Annotated in this window: 12 protein-coding genes; 9 read left to right on the top strand and 3 right to left on the bottom strand. The window is 72.7% G+C overall.

Annotation, left to right across the window (positions count from 1 at the left end):
* Positions 1–336 precede the first annotated feature (336 nt).
* A complete protein-coding gene (locus tag WME76_RS30510) occupies positions 337–2,484 on the top strand; it encodes a hypothetical protein (RefSeq protein WP_437955774.1) in 2,148 nt (715 codons plus the stop codon).
* 166 nt (positions 2,485–2,650) lie between these two features.
* Positions 2,651–3,031, top strand: a complete 381-nt coding sequence (locus WME76_RS30505) for an STAS/SEC14 domain-containing protein (protein ID WP_061616178.1) — start codon at positions 2,651–2,653, stop codon at positions 3,029–3,031.
* Between the two features lie 67 nt (positions 3,032–3,098).
* Here WME76_RS30505 and WME76_RS30500 read toward each other — a convergent pair whose 3' ends face one another.
* Both WME76_RS30500 and WME76_RS30495 read right to left on the bottom strand, forming a co-directional pair.
* Positions 3,099–5,453 carry an Rv1355c family protein gene (locus tag WME76_RS30500; protein WP_437955773.1) on the bottom strand — a complete coding sequence of 785 codons (2,355 nt, stop codon included), beginning with the start codon at positions 5,451–5,453 and terminating at the stop codon, positions 3,099–3,101.
* A gap of 90 nt (positions 5,454–5,543) precedes the next feature.
* On the bottom strand, positions 5,544–5,972 hold the full coding sequence (locus WME76_RS30495; protein WP_437955772.1) for a hypothetical protein: 429 nt from the start codon (positions 5,970–5,972) through the stop codon (positions 5,544–5,546).
* A 689-nt stretch (positions 5,973–6,661) separates the two neighbouring features.
* Between WME76_RS30495 and WME76_RS30490 the strand changes: the two genes are divergently transcribed.
* From WME76_RS30490 to WME76_RS30465, 6 genes are all read left to right on the top strand, one after another.
* Positions 6,662–8,110, top strand: a complete 1,449-nt coding sequence (locus tag WME76_RS30490; protein WP_437955771.1) for a CoA-acylating methylmalonate-semialdehyde dehydrogenase — start codon at positions 6,662–6,664, stop codon at positions 8,108–8,110.
* A complete protein-coding gene (locus tag WME76_RS30485; RefSeq protein WP_437955770.1) occupies positions 8,110–8,982 on the top strand; it encodes a nitrilase-related carbon-nitrogen hydrolase in 873 nt (290 codons plus the stop codon). Before WME76_RS30490 ends, WME76_RS30485 begins: the two co-directional genes overlap by 1 nt.
* 195 nt (positions 8,983–9,177) lie before the next feature.
* Positions 9,178–10,581: a dihydropyrimidinase gene (hydA, locus tag WME76_RS30480; RefSeq protein ID WP_437955769.1), complete on the top strand. Its 1,404-nt coding sequence runs from the start codon at positions 9,178–9,180 to the stop codon at positions 10,579–10,581.
* A 52-nt stretch (positions 10,582–10,633) separates the two neighbouring features.
* Entirely contained in the window at positions 10,634–12,034 is a 1,401-nt protein-coding gene (locus WME76_RS30475) for an FAD-dependent oxidoreductase (RefSeq protein WP_437955768.1), read from the top strand.
* 3 nt (positions 12,035–12,037) lie between these two features.
* Positions 12,038–13,426, top strand: coding sequence for an NAD-dependent dihydropyrimidine dehydrogenase subunit PreA (preA, locus tag WME76_RS30470; protein ID WP_437955767.1), 1,389 nt, complete (start codon positions 12,038–12,040; stop codon positions 13,424–13,426).
* A gap of 84 nt (positions 13,427–13,510) precedes the next feature.
* Positions 13,511–14,989 carry an NCS1 family nucleobase:cation symporter-1 gene (locus WME76_RS30465; RefSeq protein ID WP_437955766.1) on the top strand — a complete coding sequence of 493 codons (1,479 nt, stop codon included), beginning with the start codon at positions 13,511–13,513 and terminating at the stop codon, positions 14,987–14,989.
* A gap of 34 nt (positions 14,990–15,023) precedes the next feature.
* On the opposite strand, the gene WME76_RS30460 is transcribed toward WME76_RS30465, so the two are convergent.
* A complete protein-coding gene (locus WME76_RS30460; RefSeq protein ID WP_437955765.1) occupies positions 15,024–18,668 on the bottom strand; it encodes a DNRLRE domain-containing protein in 3,645 nt (1,214 codons plus the stop codon).
* A gap of 484 nt (positions 18,669–19,152) precedes the next feature.
* Here WME76_RS30460 and WME76_RS30455 point away from each other — a divergent pair, with 484 nt between their 5' ends.
* Positions 19,153–19,572 (top strand): hypothetical protein, encoded by a 420-nt coding sequence (locus WME76_RS30455; protein WP_437955764.1) that lies wholly within the window; start codon positions 19,153–19,155, stop codon positions 19,570–19,572.
* Positions 19,573–19,589 lie beyond the last annotated feature (17 nt).

Genomic DNA, 19,589 nt, shown 5'->3' with positions numbered 1-19,589 from the left:
ATTCGAGGCGCGCGGCGCGGAGCGCGCGGCATGCGGCGCAGAGCGCGCGGCATGCGGCGCAGAGCGCGCGGCATGCGGCGCAGAGCGCGCGGCATGGCAGCGCGCGCCAGGCAGCGGGGGAGGGCCGCTTGACGTGGGATGTTGCGATCCGGTACAGATCATAGGAAAGTAAGGTCAAGTGTATCTGCCTTCTTCCTGGCGTTCAGGTGAGCTCCTGAGGGGTGTTGGCGAGCTCGCCGATCAATGCCGCGCCCTCGCCTTGCCACACGGGCGAGGCGACGGGGACGCCTGTTCCTCACCTGGAGCACGTCGTCTCGCGGCGAAGGGGGCGGCCTCGTGACCGTGGCACCGAAGGTCGGCTTTGGGCAGGGGGAGCGCTGGGGGGCCCGCGGCGACGACGAGGCGCTCTCGCTGGAGCGGCCCCTCCTCGAGGACGATCCGCCATCCGAGGTGCCGCAGGCGTGCTGGTTGCAAGGGGACGCGGTCTGGCTGCAGATCGAGGGGCTCGACCACGGCCACCAGGTCGTCCTGCTCGGCGCGATGGGCGCGTGGATCGAGCCCGACTACCGGACCTCGTTCCCGTTCGGCAGCGTGGCTTCCGTGCGCCTCTACTTCCGCGGCGCCGAGATCGGCCCGCTCCCCGCCCTGCTGGCGCTGCAGTCGATGGGCCTGCGGGGGCCGCTCGTCGGGCTGGTGTTCCAGGAGGTGTCGGCCCGCGCGGACGGCCAGATCCGCGACGCGCTGCGCGCCCTCGTGGACGCCGGGGTGGCCAAGCCCGCGGCCGCGAACCTCTTCAGGCCCTCGGCCTCCGACGCCGGGCAGGTGCGCGAGATCATCGACGACCCGGGGCGGGTGCGCGACATCCTGAGCGTCCTCCTGCGGAAGAAGGGGGTCGTCCGCGGCGACGCCGAGGGCGCGCCGTCGATGTGCGTGATGCTCAGCGAGGTGGGCGCCGGGACGGTCCGGTGGTTCGGCATCGAGGGCTGGAGCGAGGCCGCCGCGGTCGAGATCGCCGGACACAGCTCCGTCTTCCGGTTCAACATCCGGGCGGAGCAGGTGCGCCCGGGCGAGGTCGTGTCCGCGCTGCCGGCCAGGGTCGAGCGCGTCCGCCAGAGCCTCCAGCAGCGGGGCGTCGAGGTCGAGCTCACCGCGCGCTTCCTGCACCCCCACTGGCTCCACCTGCCGCCGGTCGAGGCCGAGGTGGTCGACGTGTCCTTCTCGAGCCTGCGGCTCGCGCTCGGGCAAGGGCAGCCCCCGCTCGAGCCGCGGCTCCAGCTCGCGCTGGAGCTCCCGGACGGCGACGACGGCGTCATCCACCTGAAGGGCGAGGTGCGGTCGGTGTCCGCGGGCGAGGGCGCCTCGGCCGAGCTCTGCGCCGTGCACGTCGTCGCCGCGAAGCGCGAGGACGAGCGGCGCTGGCTGCGGCTCGTGTCCCGCATCCTGCACGCGACCACCTACGGAGGGACGGCCTGGCAGGCGGAGTTCTGGGACCTCTTCGCCTCGTCAGGCTACTTCAACCTCTCCGGCCGGCGCCCGGAGCACTTCGAGTCCATCAAGCCGAGCTTCATGAGGATGGCGCAGCGGGCCGCGGCGGCGCCGCACCTCCTGCACAACGTGACCTGCCTCTCCGAGCACGGCATCGAGGGGAACTTCTCGGTGATGAAGCCTTACCACGGCACGTGGATGTTTCATCAGCTCGCGAAGCGGCCCAAGAGCGCCTCGAACCTGAGCTCCCGGCAGGTGCTCCGCGACATCTTCACGCGCTGCTGCGAGTACGCCCTGTCCGACCCGGAGTGCCGGTGGGTCATCGTCTACGCCGAGGCGCACGTCGCGTGGAACGAGCGGTCGTTCTTCGAGTTCGCCCGCAGGCACGAGGCGACGGGGCTCGCCCTCGCGCTGCCGTTCCGCCTCATGGGCGTCGACGTCCCGCTCCTGCCCCCGGCGGGCTCCGGGGCGGACGACGGGCCGCTCGAGATCGGCGAGGCGACCCCGGCGGAGCAGGCGGCGCTGCTCGGGCAGCTCTGCGCCACGTCGCCGCGCATCGTCGCGGAGGCGCTCGATCTCGTGCCGGGCCGGCTCGCGATGGGGCCCTGCATCGAGCGCTGGCGCAGCGCGGGCCTCGAGCGGGAGCGCGCGGTCCTCGTCGCGCGGGCGGCCGGCGAGGCGCTGGCGGCCGCCGTCGTCGAGCTCGGCGAGCTCGGCACGAACCTGTTCCGCCTGCTCGACTCGGTCCGCCTCGTCCCCCTGCGCTCCGGCGGAGACGCCGCGCTCGCCCCGCTGCTCGACGCTGTCTGCGGCTGGTTCCAGCGGCACGACAGGACGTCGTTCATCTACTTCGGCGAGCGCGGCAGGCTGACCTACTCCGGCCCTGCCAGCCTGAACGACCTCGGGGAAGGGCGTCTCTGGATCATCGCGAGGGAGCTCGTCCCGGAGTTCGTGGAGCATGTTTACCGGCTCACCGAGCCCAAGCCGCCTCACCGCTGAGCTCGCGTCGCGTGTTGGCGTCCCGGGAGCGCGGCACCTAGGCTACCCTCGGTCGATCCGGGTCCTCGGGCTCCGCCTTGGTCCCGGCTCTCAGGTCTCGGCTCCGGGTCCCGACTCTCCGGCTCTCGACTCTGGGTCTCGGTCTCGGCTCCCCAGGCGAGGAGGCATGTATCAGCTCAAGATCGACAGGATCAACGCCCTCATCGAGGTCACGTTCAAGGGCGTGGTGCGCGCGGAGGAGGCGCAGGCGTACGCCGCCGAGTACAGGAAGGCGCTCGGCTCGCTCTGCGGCCGGAGGATCCGCGTCCTCGTGGACTTCCGCGGGTTCTCCATCGCCTCCGAGGAGGCGACGGAGCTGCTCCGCGACATCGGGGCGACGTCGGCCGCGATGGGGGTGATCCGCACCGCCGAGCTGGTCCACAGCGATCTCGCGGCGCTGCAGGCGAGCCGGATCGCCCGCGAGGCGGGGACCTCGGGGCTCGTTCGCATCTTCAAGGACGAGGGCGCCGCGCGCGGCTGGCTCCTCGAAGGCCGCGCCGCGCCGTGAGGGCGCGGGCGCTCCGCCGGGCGCTGGCTCACCCGTGCCGCGCCGCGCCCGGCCGGCGCGGCCCCGGTCAGCGCACGACGAGCACGTCCTCGAGCGGGCGGCGGAGCGAGCGCGTCGACGGCGGGCCCGCGAGCGACAGCCGGAAGAGCAGGATCTCCGCCGTCGCGTCGGTGACGTCGAACAGCCGCAGGTACCGCGCCCGCAGCGCCGTCGCGAGCGCGACCGTCTCCGGATCCATCCCCTCGCCGCCGCCCCGGACGAGCCGCGCGAACAGGTAAGGCAGCGTCGCCATCGGGTAGACCGCGATGCCCCGCTGCGTCGCCGTCAGCCACGCCCGCTCGAGCGCCCTCCCGCCCTGGAAGTAGTCCGCGAGCCCGGCGCGCGGCATCGTGATCAGCCCGACGGCCATCGCGCCGGCGATCGCCTTGTGCGCCGTCTTCTCCAGCGCCCTGCCGCCGCCCCAGCGCCGCACGAGCTCGAGCGCGCGCCAGTCCCGGCAGACCCGGAACCCCGCGAGGTCGGCGGGCGAGAACTCGAACGCGCCGACGAAGATGCCGTCCCGGCGCGCCTCCGCCTCCGCCTCGGTCCAGCGGATCTCCTTCATCAGGTCGGCGTGCGTGCGCTGCACGAGCAGCCGCGCGCGATCGCCGGCGCCGAGGATCGCGGCGATCTCCTCGAGCTCCGCCGGCGACTCGAGCAGGTGCAGGTCCGCCCCCGGGACGGACCGGACCGCGGCGGCGAGCGCGGCCCGGTGCTCGTCCGCGAGCGCGGCCCGCTGGCTCTGGCGCCGGTTCGTGTGCCGGAGCCCGATCGCGTCCCCGAGGCCGTCCATCGCGCGGCCCTCGGCGTCGCTCCGCGGCGCGTGCGCGTCGAAGAAGTCGAACGTCGCGACGAGGTCGTCGTCGCCCGCGCGCGGGAAGGGCGCGACGCGAACGCTCAGCCCCTCGCCGTGCGCCGCGAGGACGACGTTCTCGGCGGCCGCGCCGAGCGCGACAACGCCGCCCGTCCCCTGGAAGTCGGCGAGCGACTCGGAGCGCGCCCGGTCGTGGAACAGCCCGAGGCGGCGCGCCTCGTAGACCCAGCGCCAGGGCTGGCAGTTGCCGCCCGAGGGCGCCGCGATCCCCGCCGCGACGATGCGCCGGAGCCGGTCCGGATCGAGCGCGACGGCGCCGTCCGCGCTCCCGAGCGGGCGCGCGAGCGACGCGGGGTCGAGCGCGGGGCCGCGCGCCGGAGGCGCCGCCGGGGCCCGCGGCGTGGCCGTCCCGGCGCCGCGCGCCGCCGCCGCGTCAGGTCCCGGCTCCGGCCCGCTGATGATCTGCTCCAGGTCGACGTAGTACCGGCCCGACCGCACCGGCTCTCCCAGGGCGAGCCGGCGCGCCGTGTCCGCGGCCGCCGCCCCGCCGTGGACGACCGCCGACCCGAGCTGGGGCCACGTGCTCACCGTCTGCTGGATCTCGAGCAGCGACGCGGCGAACCGCGTGGACAGCGTGTCCTGCCCGATGATCTGCATGACATAAGGCACCTTGTCCTCGGTCGACAGCCCGCGGATGCGCGCGGGCGTGAGGTCGCCGACGAGCCCGTGGAGGATCGGCCGATCCGGCTCCAGATCGAAGCGCTCGACGTCGATGAGCCCCCGGTCGCTCGTGTCCATCAGGACGGGGATGCGGTGCGCGCGCGCGCGGAGGCGGAGCTCCAGCTTGATATCGAGGCTGTCGCACTCGTCGACGACGATATCGAGCTTGCCCCCGTCGAGCAGGAAGGCATCCATGTTGTCCGGAGTGACCCCTTCGGAAAAGCACTTTACTTCGAGGAACGGGTCGAGCTCGGCGATGTCGCGCGCCGTGGCGACCACCTTGGGCACGTCGAGGTTGTGCACGCCGGTCCGGATCCGGTTCATGTTCGAGAGCTCGAGGTGGTCGAAGTCCGCGATGCGCAGCTCGCCGGCGCTCCGCTCGAGCGCGACCGTCAGCGCCACCGACTGGCCCACGGAGAGCCCGACGACGCCGATCTTCCGGCCCGCGAGCGCCGCCTGCTCCTCGGCGCTGATCTTGTGCTTGTTGCGGTTGGTGCGCAGCTCGACGAACTCGGCCTCGTCGAGCAGGTGCACGAGGCGGCGCGACCACGGGTAGTGGACCCAGACGCCGTACGCCTGCCGCGGGGCGCCGCGGAGGTGCTCCTCCACGAGCCGCGCGATCTCCTGCTCTCCGAGCGTCCGGCTCGGGTGCCGCGTCTTGACCAGGTCGGCGAGCTGCCGGTCGATCGCGTCGAAGACCTGGAGGCGCGCGTCGTCGCGGAGCAGGCGCCCGAGCGCCTCCGCGTCCTCCTCGCGCGTCGGCCGGAAGAAGCGCGGCCGCCACCCGGCCGACTCGGCGTCTCGTTGCGAAGAATGCGAGATGAGCTGCTGCCAGCCGGTCTTGGTCATCGTTGCTCCGGTACCTCCCCTGCGCCCGCGCGCCGCGCGCCGCGATCAACGCGCGCCCGCGCCGCCGTGACCCCCTGAGCCGCCCCCGGATCAGCGCGTCGTGCGGGGCGCGCGACCCTCGATCTCGAGCCGCATCCTCGCGACCTTGTGGTGCACGAGCGCGGCCTCGGGCCCGTTGACCTCGAGATAGCGCAGCGCCCCCGCGATGTCGTTGCCCCGGAAGGACCTGACCCGCGGGTTGAACCAGCTCAGCGCTATCGAGATCTGCCGCACCAGCAGCGCATCGGTGCAGATGGCCACCGTGAGCGTGTGCTTGCTCACGAAATCGTTGATGGACGAGCGCTGCTTCGCGTTCGGGCCGCCGCCGGCGGTCACCACCAGGGTCCTGGAGCAGGTCGGGGGGAGCGCGAGCACCGTCTGCATGTAGGCCTCCCAGTCCTCGTCGCTGGGCGGTTCCCTGCCGTGGACGGCGATGAGCACGTGCTCCGTCGTGTCGAACAGCATGGTGGGAAGGGTCATCGTCTCACCGAGCGCTCGCAGAGCTTACGTCCTCGCGCCGCCGAGCCGCCAGTTCGCGCAGGCTTCTCCCGGGACGGCCGTGCGTCCAGCGACAGGGCAGGGGTTCGCGAGGTCCACGGTCTGCACCTAGGACGGTTCGATCGACGCAGCAACGATCTGGAGCGACTTTCGACGCGGCGCCGGCGGGGAGGAGCGCGCAGCCCGCGGGGGAACGCGCGCGCCTCGACGCCGCGCTCCGCGACGCCGATCGATGCGATCGACGCGATCGACGCGATCGACGCGATGGACGACCGCCGCGGCGCGCTCGCGTCGCGCCCGCCGCGTCGGGCCAGCCCGACGCCCGCGGGCTGCAGCGGATGACGCCGCCCGAGCGGGACGGCGTTCGCGGGCGCGCGTCGCGCGCGTCGCGCCCAGGAACACCCTGAGTTGTTTCCAAAGGATTTCATGACGTGCTGCTGGGCAGTTGCACCGGAGGCTGCCAGCCACTCTGTGGTCTATACTACGGGATGTGCGTGAGGGGTCTTCCTTGCTCGAGCACAGCGCATGGGCTGTTGCACCGAGGCTTGACGGAGGGCCCCGACCGCATGTAGCGCTCGATCGGTGGGTTGTATTGTCCAGCAGACAGGGCCGGCGCCCTGCCTGCTGCGGTTGGCAATGTGACCACCTCGCGGGGGGAGGGGAGTTTCGCGATGCGCGTGCTGGAAAACTTCATCGGCGGCGCCTGGTCTCGCTCTTCGGGGAAGACGCACCTCGAGGTGAACAACCCGGCGACCGGGGAGCCTCTTGCCAAGGTCCCCCTCTCGACCGCCGGGGACGTCGACGCGGCGGTGAAGGCGGCCCAGGCGGCGTTCCCCGGCTGGAGCGCGACGCCGCCGGTGCAGCGGGCGCGCTACCTCTTCAAGCTGCGCGAGATCTTCGACGCCCACCGCGACGAGATCGCCGCCATCTGCACCTCGGAGCACGGCAAGACGCTGACCGAGGCGAGGAACGATTTCGGGCGCGGCATCGAGAACGTCGAGCACGCGGCGGGCATCCCGACCCTGATGATGGGGCAGGGGCTCGAGGACGTGGCGTCGGGGATCGACTGCCACACGATCCGCCAGCCGCTCGGCGTCTTCGCGGCGATCACGCCGTTCAACTTCCCTCCGATGGTGCCGCTCTGGTTCCTGCCGTACGCGATCGCGACGGGGAACACCTTCATCCTCAAGCCGTCGGAGCAGGTGCCGCTCTCGCAGCAGCGCATCTTCGAGCTGATCGAGCAGGCCGGGCTGCCGCCCGGGGTCGTGAACCTGGTGCACGGCGGCCGCGACGTCGTGAACGCCTTCTGCGAGCACCGGGACATCCAGGGCGTGTCGTTCGTCGGCTCGTCGGCGGTCGCGCGCCACGTCTACAAGAGCGCCGCGGAGGCCGGCAAGCGCGTGCAGGCGCTCGGCGGCGCGAAGAACTTCCTCGTGGTGATGCCGGACGCCGACCGGCTGAAGACGGTCGTCAACGTGGCCGAGTCGATCTTCGGCTGCGCCGGCCAGCGCTGCCTCGCCGGCGGCGTCGTCGTGTGCGTCGGCGACACGTACGAGGCCGTGCGCGAGGCGCTCGTGCGCTACGCGCAGGCGATCGTGCTGGGCGACGGGGCGCAGCAGGGCGTGACCATGGGCCCGGTGATCTCGGCGGCGCACCGGGACCGGGTGGTCTCGTACATCAGCAAGGGCGTGTCCGAGGGGGCGACGCTGCTCCTCGACGGCCGGGACGCGAAGGTCGACGGGTATCCGAACGGCAACTGGGTGGGGCCCACGGTCTTCGACGACGTGCGCCCGGGGATGGTGATCGCGACCGAGGAGATCTTCGGCCCCGTCGCGTGCCTGATGCGCGCGAACGACCTCGACGAGGCGATCGCGATCGCGAACCGGAGCGAGTACGGCAACGCGGCGTCGATCTACACCTCGAGCGGCCGCGCCGCGCGCGAGTTCCAGCACCGCGTCGCCGCCGGGATGGTCGGCGTGAACGTCGGCGTCGCGGCGCCGATGGCCTTCTTCCCCTTCGGCGGCCAGAAAGGCAGCTTCTTCGGCGACATCAAGGCGCACGGCCCGACGGCCATCGACTTCTACACAGAGCGCAAGATCGTCATCACGAGGTGGTTCTGATGGCACGAAACGTACTTGGCGGCTTGATCCAGTGCTCGACCCCGATCCTCGACGCGGGCGCCTCCGTCACGGCCATCCGTGACGCGATGTTCGACAAGCACCTCCCGCTCATCGACGAGGCGGGCAAGAAGGGCGTGCAGATCCTCTGCCTGCAGGAGGTCTTCAACACGCCCTATTTCTGTCCCTCGCAGGACGCGACGTGGTGCGACGTGGCCGAGCCCGTGCCCGGCCCGACCGTCGAGCGGCTCACCGCCTACGCCAAGAAGTACAAGATGGCGATGATCATCCCGATCTACGAGCGGGAGATGGCCGGCGTCTATTACAACACGGCGGCCGTTGTCGACGCCGACGGGACGTACCTCGGCAAGTACCGGAAGACGCATATCCCGCACACGAACGGGTTCTGGGAGAAGTTCTTCTTCAAGCCGGGGAACCTCGGCTATCCCACGTTCCAGACGCGGTATGCGCGGATCGGCGTGTACATCTGCTACGATCGCCACTTCCCGGAGGGGGCGCGGCTGCTCGGCCTGAACGGCGCCGAGATCGTGTGGAACCCCTCGGCGACGGTGGCCGGGCTCTCCCAGTACCTCTGGAAGCTCGAGCAGCCCGCGCACGCCGTGGCCAACGGCTACTTCATCGCCGCCTCGAACCGCGTCGGCACCGAGGCGCCGTGGAACATCGGCAAGTTCTACGGGACGAGCTACTTCTGCGACCCGAGGGGCAGCTTCCTCGCGACAGCGAGCGAGGACAAGGACGAGCTCGTCGTCGCCGAGATGAACCTCGACATGATCGAGGAGGTCCGGAGGACGTGGCAGTTCTACCGCGACCGCCGGCCCGAGAGCTACGGTGAGCTCACGAAGCAGCTCCCCTGACGGCCCTCGGCCGCGGCGGGAGGACGGCTGTCGCGCGGTCGCTCGACGAAGGGCCCTGCGAGGCCCACCGCGGAGGCACCAGCAGCGCCGGGGCGCTGGTCGCGGTCGGCATCTCCCCCGGCGTTTCCCTCGCCATGGCGGCGCCGCCCCCCCGCAGGGGACGCGCCGCCCGGCGCGCACCCGCGGAGAGGCAACATGGGCATCCTGATCAAGAACGGCGAGATCATCACGGCGAGCGACCGGTTCATCGGGGACGTCTACTGCGAGGACGGGAAGATCGTCGCCGTCGGCCCGGGGCTCGCGAAGGAGCGGGCGGGAGACACGGTGATCGACGCCTCGGGCCAGCTCGTCTTCCCCGGGGGCGTCGACGCGCACGTGCACATGGAGCTGCCGTTCATGGGGACGGAGAGCTCGGACGATTTCGAGACCGGCACCGCGGCGGGCGTCGCCGGGGGCACGACCTCGATCATCGATTTCGTGATCCCGAGCCGCGGGCAACCGCTGCTCGACGGGCTCGCGATGTGGAACGAGAAGGCGAAGAAGGCGGTCGCCGATTACGCCTTCCACATGGCCGTCACCTGGTTCGGCGACGACACCCTCTCCGAGATGGCCGTGTGCACGCGCGAGCGCGGTATCCCGTCGTTCAAGACCTTCATGGCCTACCGCGGGGCCATCGGCGTCGACGACCCGGAGCTCATCCAGGTGATGGCGGCCGCCAAGGATCTCGGCGCGCTCGTGACCGTCCACGCCGAGCACGGGGACGCGGTGGTCGCGCTGCAGAAGAAGCTCTCGAAGGAGGGCAAGACCCACCCGCGCTACCACGCCCAGAGCCGGCCCGCGCCGATCGAGGGGGAGGCGACGGGGCGCGCGATCATGCTCGCGCGGGTGCTCGGCGAGCCGATCTACATCGTCCACCTCACCTGCAAGGAGGCGCTCGCCGCGGTCGCCGAGGCGCGGAGCCGGGGGCAGGTGGTCATGGCCGAGACGTGCCCGCAGTACCTCCTGCTCGACGACTCTGTCTACGAGAAGCCCGACTTCGAGGGGGCGGCCTACGTGATGAGCCCGCCGATCCGGCCGAAGGGCCACCAGGACGCGCTGTGGGCCGCGCTGTCGTCGGGGCTCATCCAGACCGTGGCGACCGATCACTGTCCCTTCAACCAGGTCGGCCAGAAGGACATGGGCAAGGACGATTTCACGAGGATCCCGAACGGCGCCGCCGGCATCGAGAACCGCCTCTCCCTGCTCTGGACCTACGGGGTGCTCGCGGGGCGCATCGACGTCCACCGCTTCGTCGACCTTTTCTCGACGCAGCCGGCCAAGATCTTCGGGCTGTACCCGCGCAAGGGCTCGATCGTGCCGGGCGGCGACGCGGATCTCGTGGTCTTCGACCCGAAGGGGACGAGCACCATCTCCGCGAAGACGCACCACCACCGGTGCGACCGGAGCATCTTCGAGGGCTTCGAGGTGAAGGGGAGGCCGACGAGCGTCATCGTGAACGGCCGGGTCCAGTGCTCGGACGGCAAGCTCGACGTGGAGCGCGGCGCGGGCCGCTACCTGCCGCGCCGGCTCGGACCGAGCCAGGGCTCCCCGGCCGTCTAGCCGCCAGCGTCTGTCGATGACCGCATGACCGCATGACCGCGCGAGCAAGAGCATGACCCGAGCCCCAGCACGCCTGTCTCCCCTCCCGTCCGGCCGGATCGAGGAGCGATTCGAGGACAAGAACCCGCGGTACACCGAGGCCGAGGCGTTCGCCGAGGCGAACCGGTGCCTCTACTGCGTCGACGCGCCCTGCATCAAGGCGTGCCCGACGGCCATCGACATCCCGACCTTCATCCGGAAGATCGCGACCGGCCAGGTGAAGGGCGCCGCGCGCACCATCCTCACGGCCAACCTGCTCGGCCAGTCGTGCGGGCAGGCCTGCCCCGTGGAGGTGCTGTGCGCGGGCGACTGCGTCTACAACGCGTGGGGGCGCGAGCCGATCGCGATCGGCCGCCTCCAGCGCTACGCGGTCGAGGCGGCCCTCGCGCAGGGGCCGGCGCTCTTCCGGGCGAAGCCGCCCACGGGCCGGAGCGCCGCGCTCGTGGGCGCGGGGCCGGCGTCGATCGCGGCGGCGGGCTACCTCGCCCTCGAGGGGCACCGCGCGGTGATCTACGAGCGCAAGGCGATCCCCGGCGGGCTGAACACCCTCGGGATCGCGCCGTACAAGATGAAGGGGCACGAGGCGCTCCGCGAGCTCGAGTGGGTGCTGTCGCTCGGGGACATCGAGCTCCGCACCGGCGTGTCGGTCGTCGAGGAGGCGACCGCGCCGGGCGAGATCGCGGCGCGCGACCTGCTCGCCGAGCACGACGCGGTCTTCCTGGGGCTCGGCCTGGGCGACGACGCGCGCCTCGGCATCCCCGGGGAGGACGGCGAGGGCGTGGTGGGGGCGACCGCGTTCATCGAGCGGCTCAAGGCCGATCCGCGCCTCGGGCTCACCGGCGTGCGGCGCGCGGCCGTCGTCGGCGGCGGCAACACGGCGCTCGACGTCGCCCACGAGCTCGCGCTGCTCGGGATCGACGTGGCGATCGTGTACCGCCGGTCCGAGGCCGAGATGTCGGGCTACGCGCACGAGCTCGAGGGCGCGCGGATCGCGGGCGCGCGGCTCATCGAGAACCGGGTGCCTGTCGAGGTGGTGCGCGAGGGCGGGCGGCCCGTGGCGCTGCGGGTCGCGCCGGCGGACGCGCGGCGGGAGGCGCCGCAGGGCGCCGCGCAGGCCGCGGAGGAGCTCGTGCCGGCGGACCTCATCGCGGTCGCGATCGGGCAGAGCCGGGCGACGCGGGTGGCGCTCGCGTTCGAGGGCGTGGCGCTCGACGCGAGGGGGCGCGTGGTGGTCGACCCGGCGACGCACCGTACGGGCAACCCGCGGGTCTACAGCGGCGGCGACTGCGTGAACGGCGGCAAGGAGGTCGTCAACGCGGTCGCCGAGGCGAAGGTCGCCGCGCGCGCGATGCACGAGGCGATGATGCAGCGGGCGGGCGGCGCGGCGCCCGGGCCCGCACCCCAGGGGAGCTGAGCGATGGCCGACCTCTCTATCGACTTCGCCGGGATCAAGAGCCCGAACCCGTTCTGGCTCGCGTCGGCGCCGCCGACCAATACAGGGGATCAGGTGCGGCGCGCCTTCGACGCCGGCTGGGGCGGCGCCGTCTGGAAAACGCTCGGAAACCCGATCGTCAACGTGTCGAGCCGCTTCGGTGGCATCGACTACGGCACGATGCGGCTCATGGGGCTCAACAACGTCGAGCTCATCACCGACCGCCCGCTCGAGGTGAACCTCCGGGAGATGCGCGAGGTCAAGCGGCGCTACCCCGGCCACGCGCTGATCGCGTCGCTCATGGTCGAGACGAAGGACGAGTGGCGCGAGATCATCCGCAAGGCCGAGGACACGGGCGCCGACGGGCTCGAGCTGAACTTCGGCTGCCCGCACGGGATGTGCGAGCGCGGCATGGGCTCGGCGGTCGGCAACGAGCCGGCCGTCCTCCAGGAGATCGCGCGCTGGGCGGTCGAGTTCGCGGCGACGCCGGTCATCGTGAAGCTCACGCCCAACGTCGGCGACATCCTCGAGCCGGGCGAGGCGGCGCTCCGCTCCGGGGCGCACGGCATCTCGCTGATCAACACGATCAAGTCGCTGATGGGGGTCGATCTGGAGCGGATGGTCCCGCTCCCGCGGGTCGGCGGCGCGTCGACCAACGGCGGGTATTGCGGGCCCGCGGTCAAGCCGATCGCGCTCCACATGCTGAGCCAGCTCGCGCGCCACCCCGAGATCGGCCGGCTGCCCATCTCGGGCATCGGCGGCATCTCGAACTCGCGCGACGCCGCGGAGTTCATCGCGCTCGGCGCGACCAGCGTGCAGGTGTGCACCGCGGTGATGCACCACGGCTACCGCATCGTCGAGGAGATGATCGAGGGGCTCAGCGACTGGCTCGATGAGCACGGGATGCGCTCGGTGAGCGAGCTCCGCGGCAGGGCCGTCCCGCAGGTGCAGGAGTGGGGGGATCTCGACCTCTCGTACCGCGTGGTGGCGGACATCAGCCCCGAGAAGTGCATCGGGTGCCAGCTCTGTTATGTCGCCTGCATGGACGGGGCGCACCAGTGCATCCACCTGCCCGGCAGGACGGAGGCGGAGGCGCGCGCGGCGGGCCACACCCACCTCCCGAAGATCATCCCGGATCGCGCGGTGACGGCGAACCCGAGCGGGGTCGCGGCGCCGTCGCGCGTCCCGTTCGTGGACGAGGAGGAGTGCATCGGCTGCAACCTGTGCGCGCTGGTGTGCCCGGTGGCCGGGTGCATCACCATGAGGGAGGTGCCTTCAGGCAAGCCGCCTGAGACGTGGAACGACCGTGTCCAGAAGGGGACGGACTTCGTGCCTGGCGGGCTGGAAGCGACCGCCCGCGCGCGGAGCTCGTGATCCCGGGCTCCTGACCCGCCGGCCTGGAGCCCCCGACGAACGCTCGCGCGCTCGCGCCGGCGGAGCTGGCAGGGAGGAGCATCGATGTCCTTGATAAACGAAGATCTCGCGCCCACGCCCGAGGCGGCGCGCACCTGGAAGCTGGGGCATTTCACGGCGCTCTGGATCGGCATGGCCGTCTGCATCCCCACGTACACGATGGCCTCCGGGCTCATCGATCAGGGGATGAGCTGGCAGCAGGCGCTCGCGTGCGTGGCGCTCGGCAACGTCATCGTGCTCCTCCCGATGATCCTGAACGCCCACGCGGGCACCCGGTACGGCATCCCGTTTCCGGTGTTCGCGCGCGCGTCGTTCGGGGTGACGGGCGCGAACGTGCCGGCGGTGCTGCGCGCGCTGGTCGCCTGCGGGTGGTTCGGCATCCAGACGTGGCTCGGCGGACAGGCGCTCTGGCAGCTCCTCGTGGCGCTGCTGCCCGCGGCCGAGGCGCCGCTCACGTCGGCGGCGTTCCAGGGGGCGATCGGCATCCACCCCGGCGAGCTCCTCGGGTTCGCCGTGTTCTGGCTGATCAACCTCTATTTCATCCTGAAAGGCACGGAGTCGATCAAGTTCCTCGAGACCTGGGCGGCGCCGTTCCTCATCGTGATGGGCCTCGTGCTGCTCGGCTGGGCGTACACGCGCGCGGGCGGGTTCGGCCCGATGCTGTCGCAGCCGTCGAGGATCCCGGAGGGGCAGTTCCTCAGCGTGTTCGCGCCGGGCCTCACCGCGATGGTCGGGTTCTGGGCCACGCTGTCGCTGAACATCCCGGACTTCACGCGGTACGCGCGCAGCCAGCGCGATCAGGCCATCGGGCAGGCGCTCGGGCTGCCGGCGACCATGGTGCTGTTCTCGTTCATCGGCGTCGCGGTCACCTCGGCGACGCCGATCATCTTCGGGGAGCTCCTCTGGGATCCGGTGAAGCTGCTCGCCCGGATCGGCGGCGCCTTCATCATGGTCCTCGCGATGGTGGGCCTGTCGGTCGCCACGCTGTCGACGAACCTGGCCGCCAACGTCGTCTCCCCGGCCAACGACTTCTCCAACCTTTCGCCCCAACGCATCTCGGCCAGGGCGGGCGGCGTGATCACGGCGATCCTCGGGGCGGTGATCCTGCCGTGGAAGCTCATCGAGTCGTCGAAGGGGTACATCTTCACGTGGCTCGTCGGCTATTCGGCGCTCCTCGGGCCGATCGGCGGGATCATGATCGCCGACTACTTCCTCCTCCGGAGGACCCGGCTCGACGTGGACGACCTGTACCGGCGCGGCGGAGTTTACGAGTACCAGGGCGGGGTGAACTGGCGGGCGATGGCGGCCCTCGCGATCGGCGTGCTCATCAACCTCCCCGGCTTCCTGGCCGAGGCGGTCCCGTCGATGAAGGACGCCGTCCCGGAGGTGATGCGCTCGATCTACACGTACGCGTGGTTCGTGGGGTTCTTCGTCTCGGGAGGGCTCTACCTGCTGTTCTCGATGGCCGGCCGGGCGTCGCCCGCGGCCGCGTCCGCGGCGCAGGGGGCGTCCCCGGCGCGCTGACGCGGCCACGCACGGCGCGCGCCGCGCGCCCGGGTCAGGGGGCGAGCTTCACGATGTACGCGTCCCCGTTGTCGTGCGAGCCCGCGCCGATCACGTTGCCGGCGCTGTCCACGGCCACATCGAGGATGCCGCCGTTGTCCACGTCGCCGAGCGGGTCGACCGACCACAGCACGTCGCCCGACGGCGAGAGCTTCGCGATCGCGCCGTTCGGGTTGATGATCGTGTTGCCGGCGCCGTCGACGGCGACGGCATTCTGGCCGTAGTAGCCGTCCCACGAGCCGAGGCCGGTCGTGTCCACGCTCCACAGCGGCGCGCCCGAGGCGGCGAACCTCGCCACGGCGCCGTTGAAGGCGACGACGATGTCGCCGGAGGGCGCCACGGCGACCTCGGCCGACTGCGGCGTGTCGGAGATGATCTGGCTCCACACGTGGTTGCCGGCCGCGTCGAACTTCGCCAGGTACACGCCGTCGTCCATCGGTGAGCTCATGAGCGGCCCGCCGCCGAGGTCGAGGAGGCCGAAGCCGTTGCCGAGGACGATGACGTTGCCGGCGCCGTCCACGGCGACGCCCAGGGGTCCGCCCTCGTACGGGTACGCCGGGAAGGTCCTTGCCCAGATCGGCGCCCCCGCCGCGTCGAGCCGCGCTATCAGCAGAACGGTGCCCGGCTCGCCCCCGAGAGGGCCGGCGCCGAGATCCACCGTGTCCCAGGCGACGGCCGCGACCGCGGCGCCCGAGCCGGCCCGGGCGACCTCGATCTCCCGGAGGCCGCCGATCTGCGCGAGGAGGTCGCCCGACGCGCTGAACCGCCGCAGCGCGACGTGCGCGCCCGCGAGCAGCTCGCCGGAGCCCGACTCGGCGACGCTCAGGTAGACGCCGTCGCCGGACGGGCGCCTGTCCCACACGTAGCGCCCCGCGGCGTCGAGCTTCACGAGGAACGCCGTGTTGTCGATCCCGGCGGGCGTCGGCGCGCCCTGCCCGGCGAAGTCGGCCGGGCCATAGCCGTAGCCGCCGAAGATCACGCTGTCCCCGCTGCCGACCGTGACGGTGTACGCCCGCATCCCCTCGCCCCAGCCGTTGACGAAGAGCCTGCTCCAGAGGACGGCGCCGGGGGCGCACGGCGCGCAGCTCGGGCCCCCGCAGTCGACGCCGGACTCGGCGCCGTTCTGGAGCCCGTCCTCGCAGGTGTCGTGGTAGCAGACCGTGAGCGCCGGCCGCTCCGCGGCGGTCGCGCTCTCGCTGCTCCGCAGGGTGCTCCGCGTGACGGCGTCCTCCTCGATCAGCACGCCGTGGTTGCCCTGCGCGCCGCTCACCCAGGCCTGCGCGAGCGCGGTGACGTCGACGTTGCGGAAGCCGGTGGTGCCGCCGGCCCCGCCGGTGACGAAGGAGGCCTCGATCGCCGGATCGAAGTGGCCGCCGCCGCCGAAGCCGCCCCACGTGACGGTCGACTCCGACCAGGGGGCGGTGGCGCGGTGGACGCGCACGGCGCTGCTGTCGAGCTTGTAGGTCTGGTAGAGCGACAGGGTCGCCGAGGCGATCTCCGCGCTCGCCGGGATGCCGGCGAGGTCGAACCGGAGGAGGCTCCGCCGCGGGCCGCCCGTGCCGGTGCCGGTCGTGAGCGTGGTGCTCGCGCCGTCGTTCCACGAGGGCGATGTCTGCCAGAGCGTCGCGTCGGCGACCCCGCCCTGGCCGCCCCCCGGGCCGCGCCGGATCGTGACGCACCGCGGGTCGCACGCGTCGCCGAGGCCGTCGGCGTCGCCGTCCACCTGCGAGGGGTTCGCGGCGGCAGGGCAGTTGTCCGCGGCGTCGACCACCCCGTCGCCGTCGCCGTCCTGCGCGACCTCGATCGCGGTGGCGGGGGAGCCCACCAGGACCGAGCTCCCCGACACGGCCACGGCCCTGCCGAAGCCGCCGCCCATCGGGCCGCTGCCGGTGAGCTTGGCCCGCTCGATCTCGATCCACTCGCCGGCCGCCGGCGAGAACACGTACGCGGCCCCCGCGTCCGGCTGGTCGCGGCGGTCGGCCAGGATCGCGCCGGCGACCGCCATGTCGCCGGAGATCGCCACCGCGCCGCCGAGGCCGTCGCCGCTCGTGCCGTCGGTCCCGATCAGCCTGGAGTCCATCGTCCAGGCGTCCCCCGCGCGGTCGAACACGTAGGCCATGCCGCGCCCGAGCTGGTACCAGGGCATCGGCGGGCCGAGGACGCCCGGCGCGCCGACGATGATGCGCGAGCCCGAGATCGCGACCGCGCTGCCGAACCGGTCGTACTGCCCCTCCGGCGGCTGCGCCGTGAGCTTTTGCGGGGCGGTCCAGTCGCCCGCGTCGAACACGTACGCGGCGCCCACGCCGCCCTGATCCATCCACCATTCGTGCGCGGGCGAGCCCACGACCACGGTGCCGCCCGCGATCCCGACGGGCGGGGTTTCCCAGGTGTCCTCCCCGGCCGGGGGGGCGAGCTCGACCTCCTCGCTCCAGGCGCCGCCGCTCCGCGCGAACACGTAGACCGAGCGCTCGGCGGAGAGGACGGCCCGGTCGCCGTCGACCGCGACGGCCTGCCCGATGGGGTTGGACGCCCCGCCGCTCGCGACGAGCCTGGCCTGCTCGGACCACGCGCCCCCGCTGCGCACGAAGACGTAGGCGGCGCCCGCGCCCCCGAGCGCCCCGACCACGATCGTGTCCGCCGAGACCGCGACGGAGCGCCCGAAAGAGCCGCCTGCGCCCCCGTCGCTCGGGACGAGCCTGGCCTGCTGCGTCCAGGCGCCGCCGCTCTTCACGAACACGTACGCCGCGCTCCCGGGCGCCCCGACGACCGCGGTGTCGCCGGACACGGCGATCGCGGCGCCGCTCAGGTGGACCTGGGTCGACCCGTCGACCCCGATCAGCGCCGTCCGCCCCGAGGCGGCGAGCGGGTCCACGGTCACCGGGTACGCGGCCCCGGCGGTGTCGACGCGCAGCGACAGCGTGCGCCCGTCGACGCCGAGCTCCATCCACGCCGGCAGCGTCCGCCCCGCGGCGTCGGTGGCGTGCAGGTCCGTGTACCGGAGCGCCACCGCGCCGGAGGCGTCGCGCAGGGCGAGCCCGTCGCCGCCGCCGAGCGGCGCGGCGCGGAGCTCACCGCCGAGGGCGAGCTCGATGACGAGGTCCCGATCCCCCGGGGCGCGGCAGGGCGGCGCCTCGGGCACGGTGAAGCCCTGCTCCAGCCCGAGCGGGCCGTTCACGTACCACTCGACGAGCGTCTCGCCCGGCGAGGCGCCCTGCCGGCGGTACTCCACGCGGTTGTCCGCGGCGCTCGGCGCCGCGCTCGCCACCTTGCGCAGGTCGCCCTCGCACCCGTACCGCGCGGCGGCCATCCAGAAGGACCACGGCGCGTCGCCCTCCTCCGGCGCGATCCGCACGCCCGACGCGCTGAACTCGGACGCGAGCCGGTGCGCGGGGTTGGGCGCCCGCAGGCCCGCGTTCTTGCCGGCCGGAGACGCCTCGACGACCCGGTAACTCTCGGGCGCGCTCGATTGCACGGCCGCGATGTACGCCGCCCGCCAGCGCGCTGTCGCCGACGTCGCGCCCGGCGCCGTGGGCGGCGCCGCCGCGCCGTCGACCGACGGCGCGAGGTCTCGCGGCGCCTCGGTGGGGGCGCACCCCCCCACCATGGCGGCCGCCGCCATCACCTGTCCAATCCTCCCCATCCGATGTCCCATAGGCTGGCTCTCCATCCGGCCGACGCTCCCTCGCGCGCGCGTCCCGTACGTCGCGCGCGCCGGCGCGCTCCGCGCGCGAGGGCATCGAGCTCGGCGGCGCGTGCTCGCAAGGACCGCGCCCCTCGGCCGCCGATGCGCAGCGCCGCCGGCGCCTCCCGCGATCGGCCGCTCCGACGACCGCTTCGATGGCCGACTCGATGGCCGATTCGATGGCCGATTCGATGGCCCCTTCGATGGCCCCTTCGATGGATGGCGCGCCGCTGGCTCCTGGCCGTTGGCCGGCCGTCGGCCGGCCGTGCGACGGAGGCCGCGGGCGATTTCATGACAGGGGCGGAGGGGTGGCCGGAACAACCAACACGAGGGCGACGTGCCCTCGCTGGAGGTCCCATGGTTCCGGAACATCAAGCGACGAACGACCGGCTGAATCGCGGTCTCACCACGAACGCCACGGCGAAGAAAGGGCAGGCCGAGCATGTCTGAACACGAGGAGCGGGCCGAGCTGCTCGAGGACCACCGCGCGGCGCTCGGGCGGCTGCTGCGCGGCCAACGGAGGCGGAGCGGCGCCTCCTCGTCGCTCTCCGGGTATCTCCTCTCCTTGCGAGAGCCGACGGGCTACCTCGTCGCGGCCGGCCTGCAGCAGCGCGACCCGGGGCTCCAGCCCGAGCGCACGCTCCGCTCGGCCCTGGCCGCCGGCGAGCGCGCGCCGATCCTGGTGGGCGTGATGGGGCGCTCGGCGCTGGCCGAGATCATCGCCCCGCTGGCGCCCGTCACGCAGGCGGTCGCGGCGGAGCTCAGGAAGCCGGTCCCCGCCGGCGCGCTGCGCGTCCTCGTCGCGGCGGCCGCCGGGGCGGAGCTCTTCACCGTGAAGATCTCCGACCTGCCCTCCGGCTGAGCGAGCGGCCACGCAGG

This window comes from Sorangium sp. So ce119 (assembly GCF_051524405.1).
Lineage (GTDB): Bacteria > Myxococcota_A > Polyangia > Polyangiales > Polyangiaceae > Sorangium > Sorangium cellulosum_G.
Note: the sequence above shows the minus strand (reverse complement) of the source record. Positions and strands in the feature narration are given on the sequence as shown.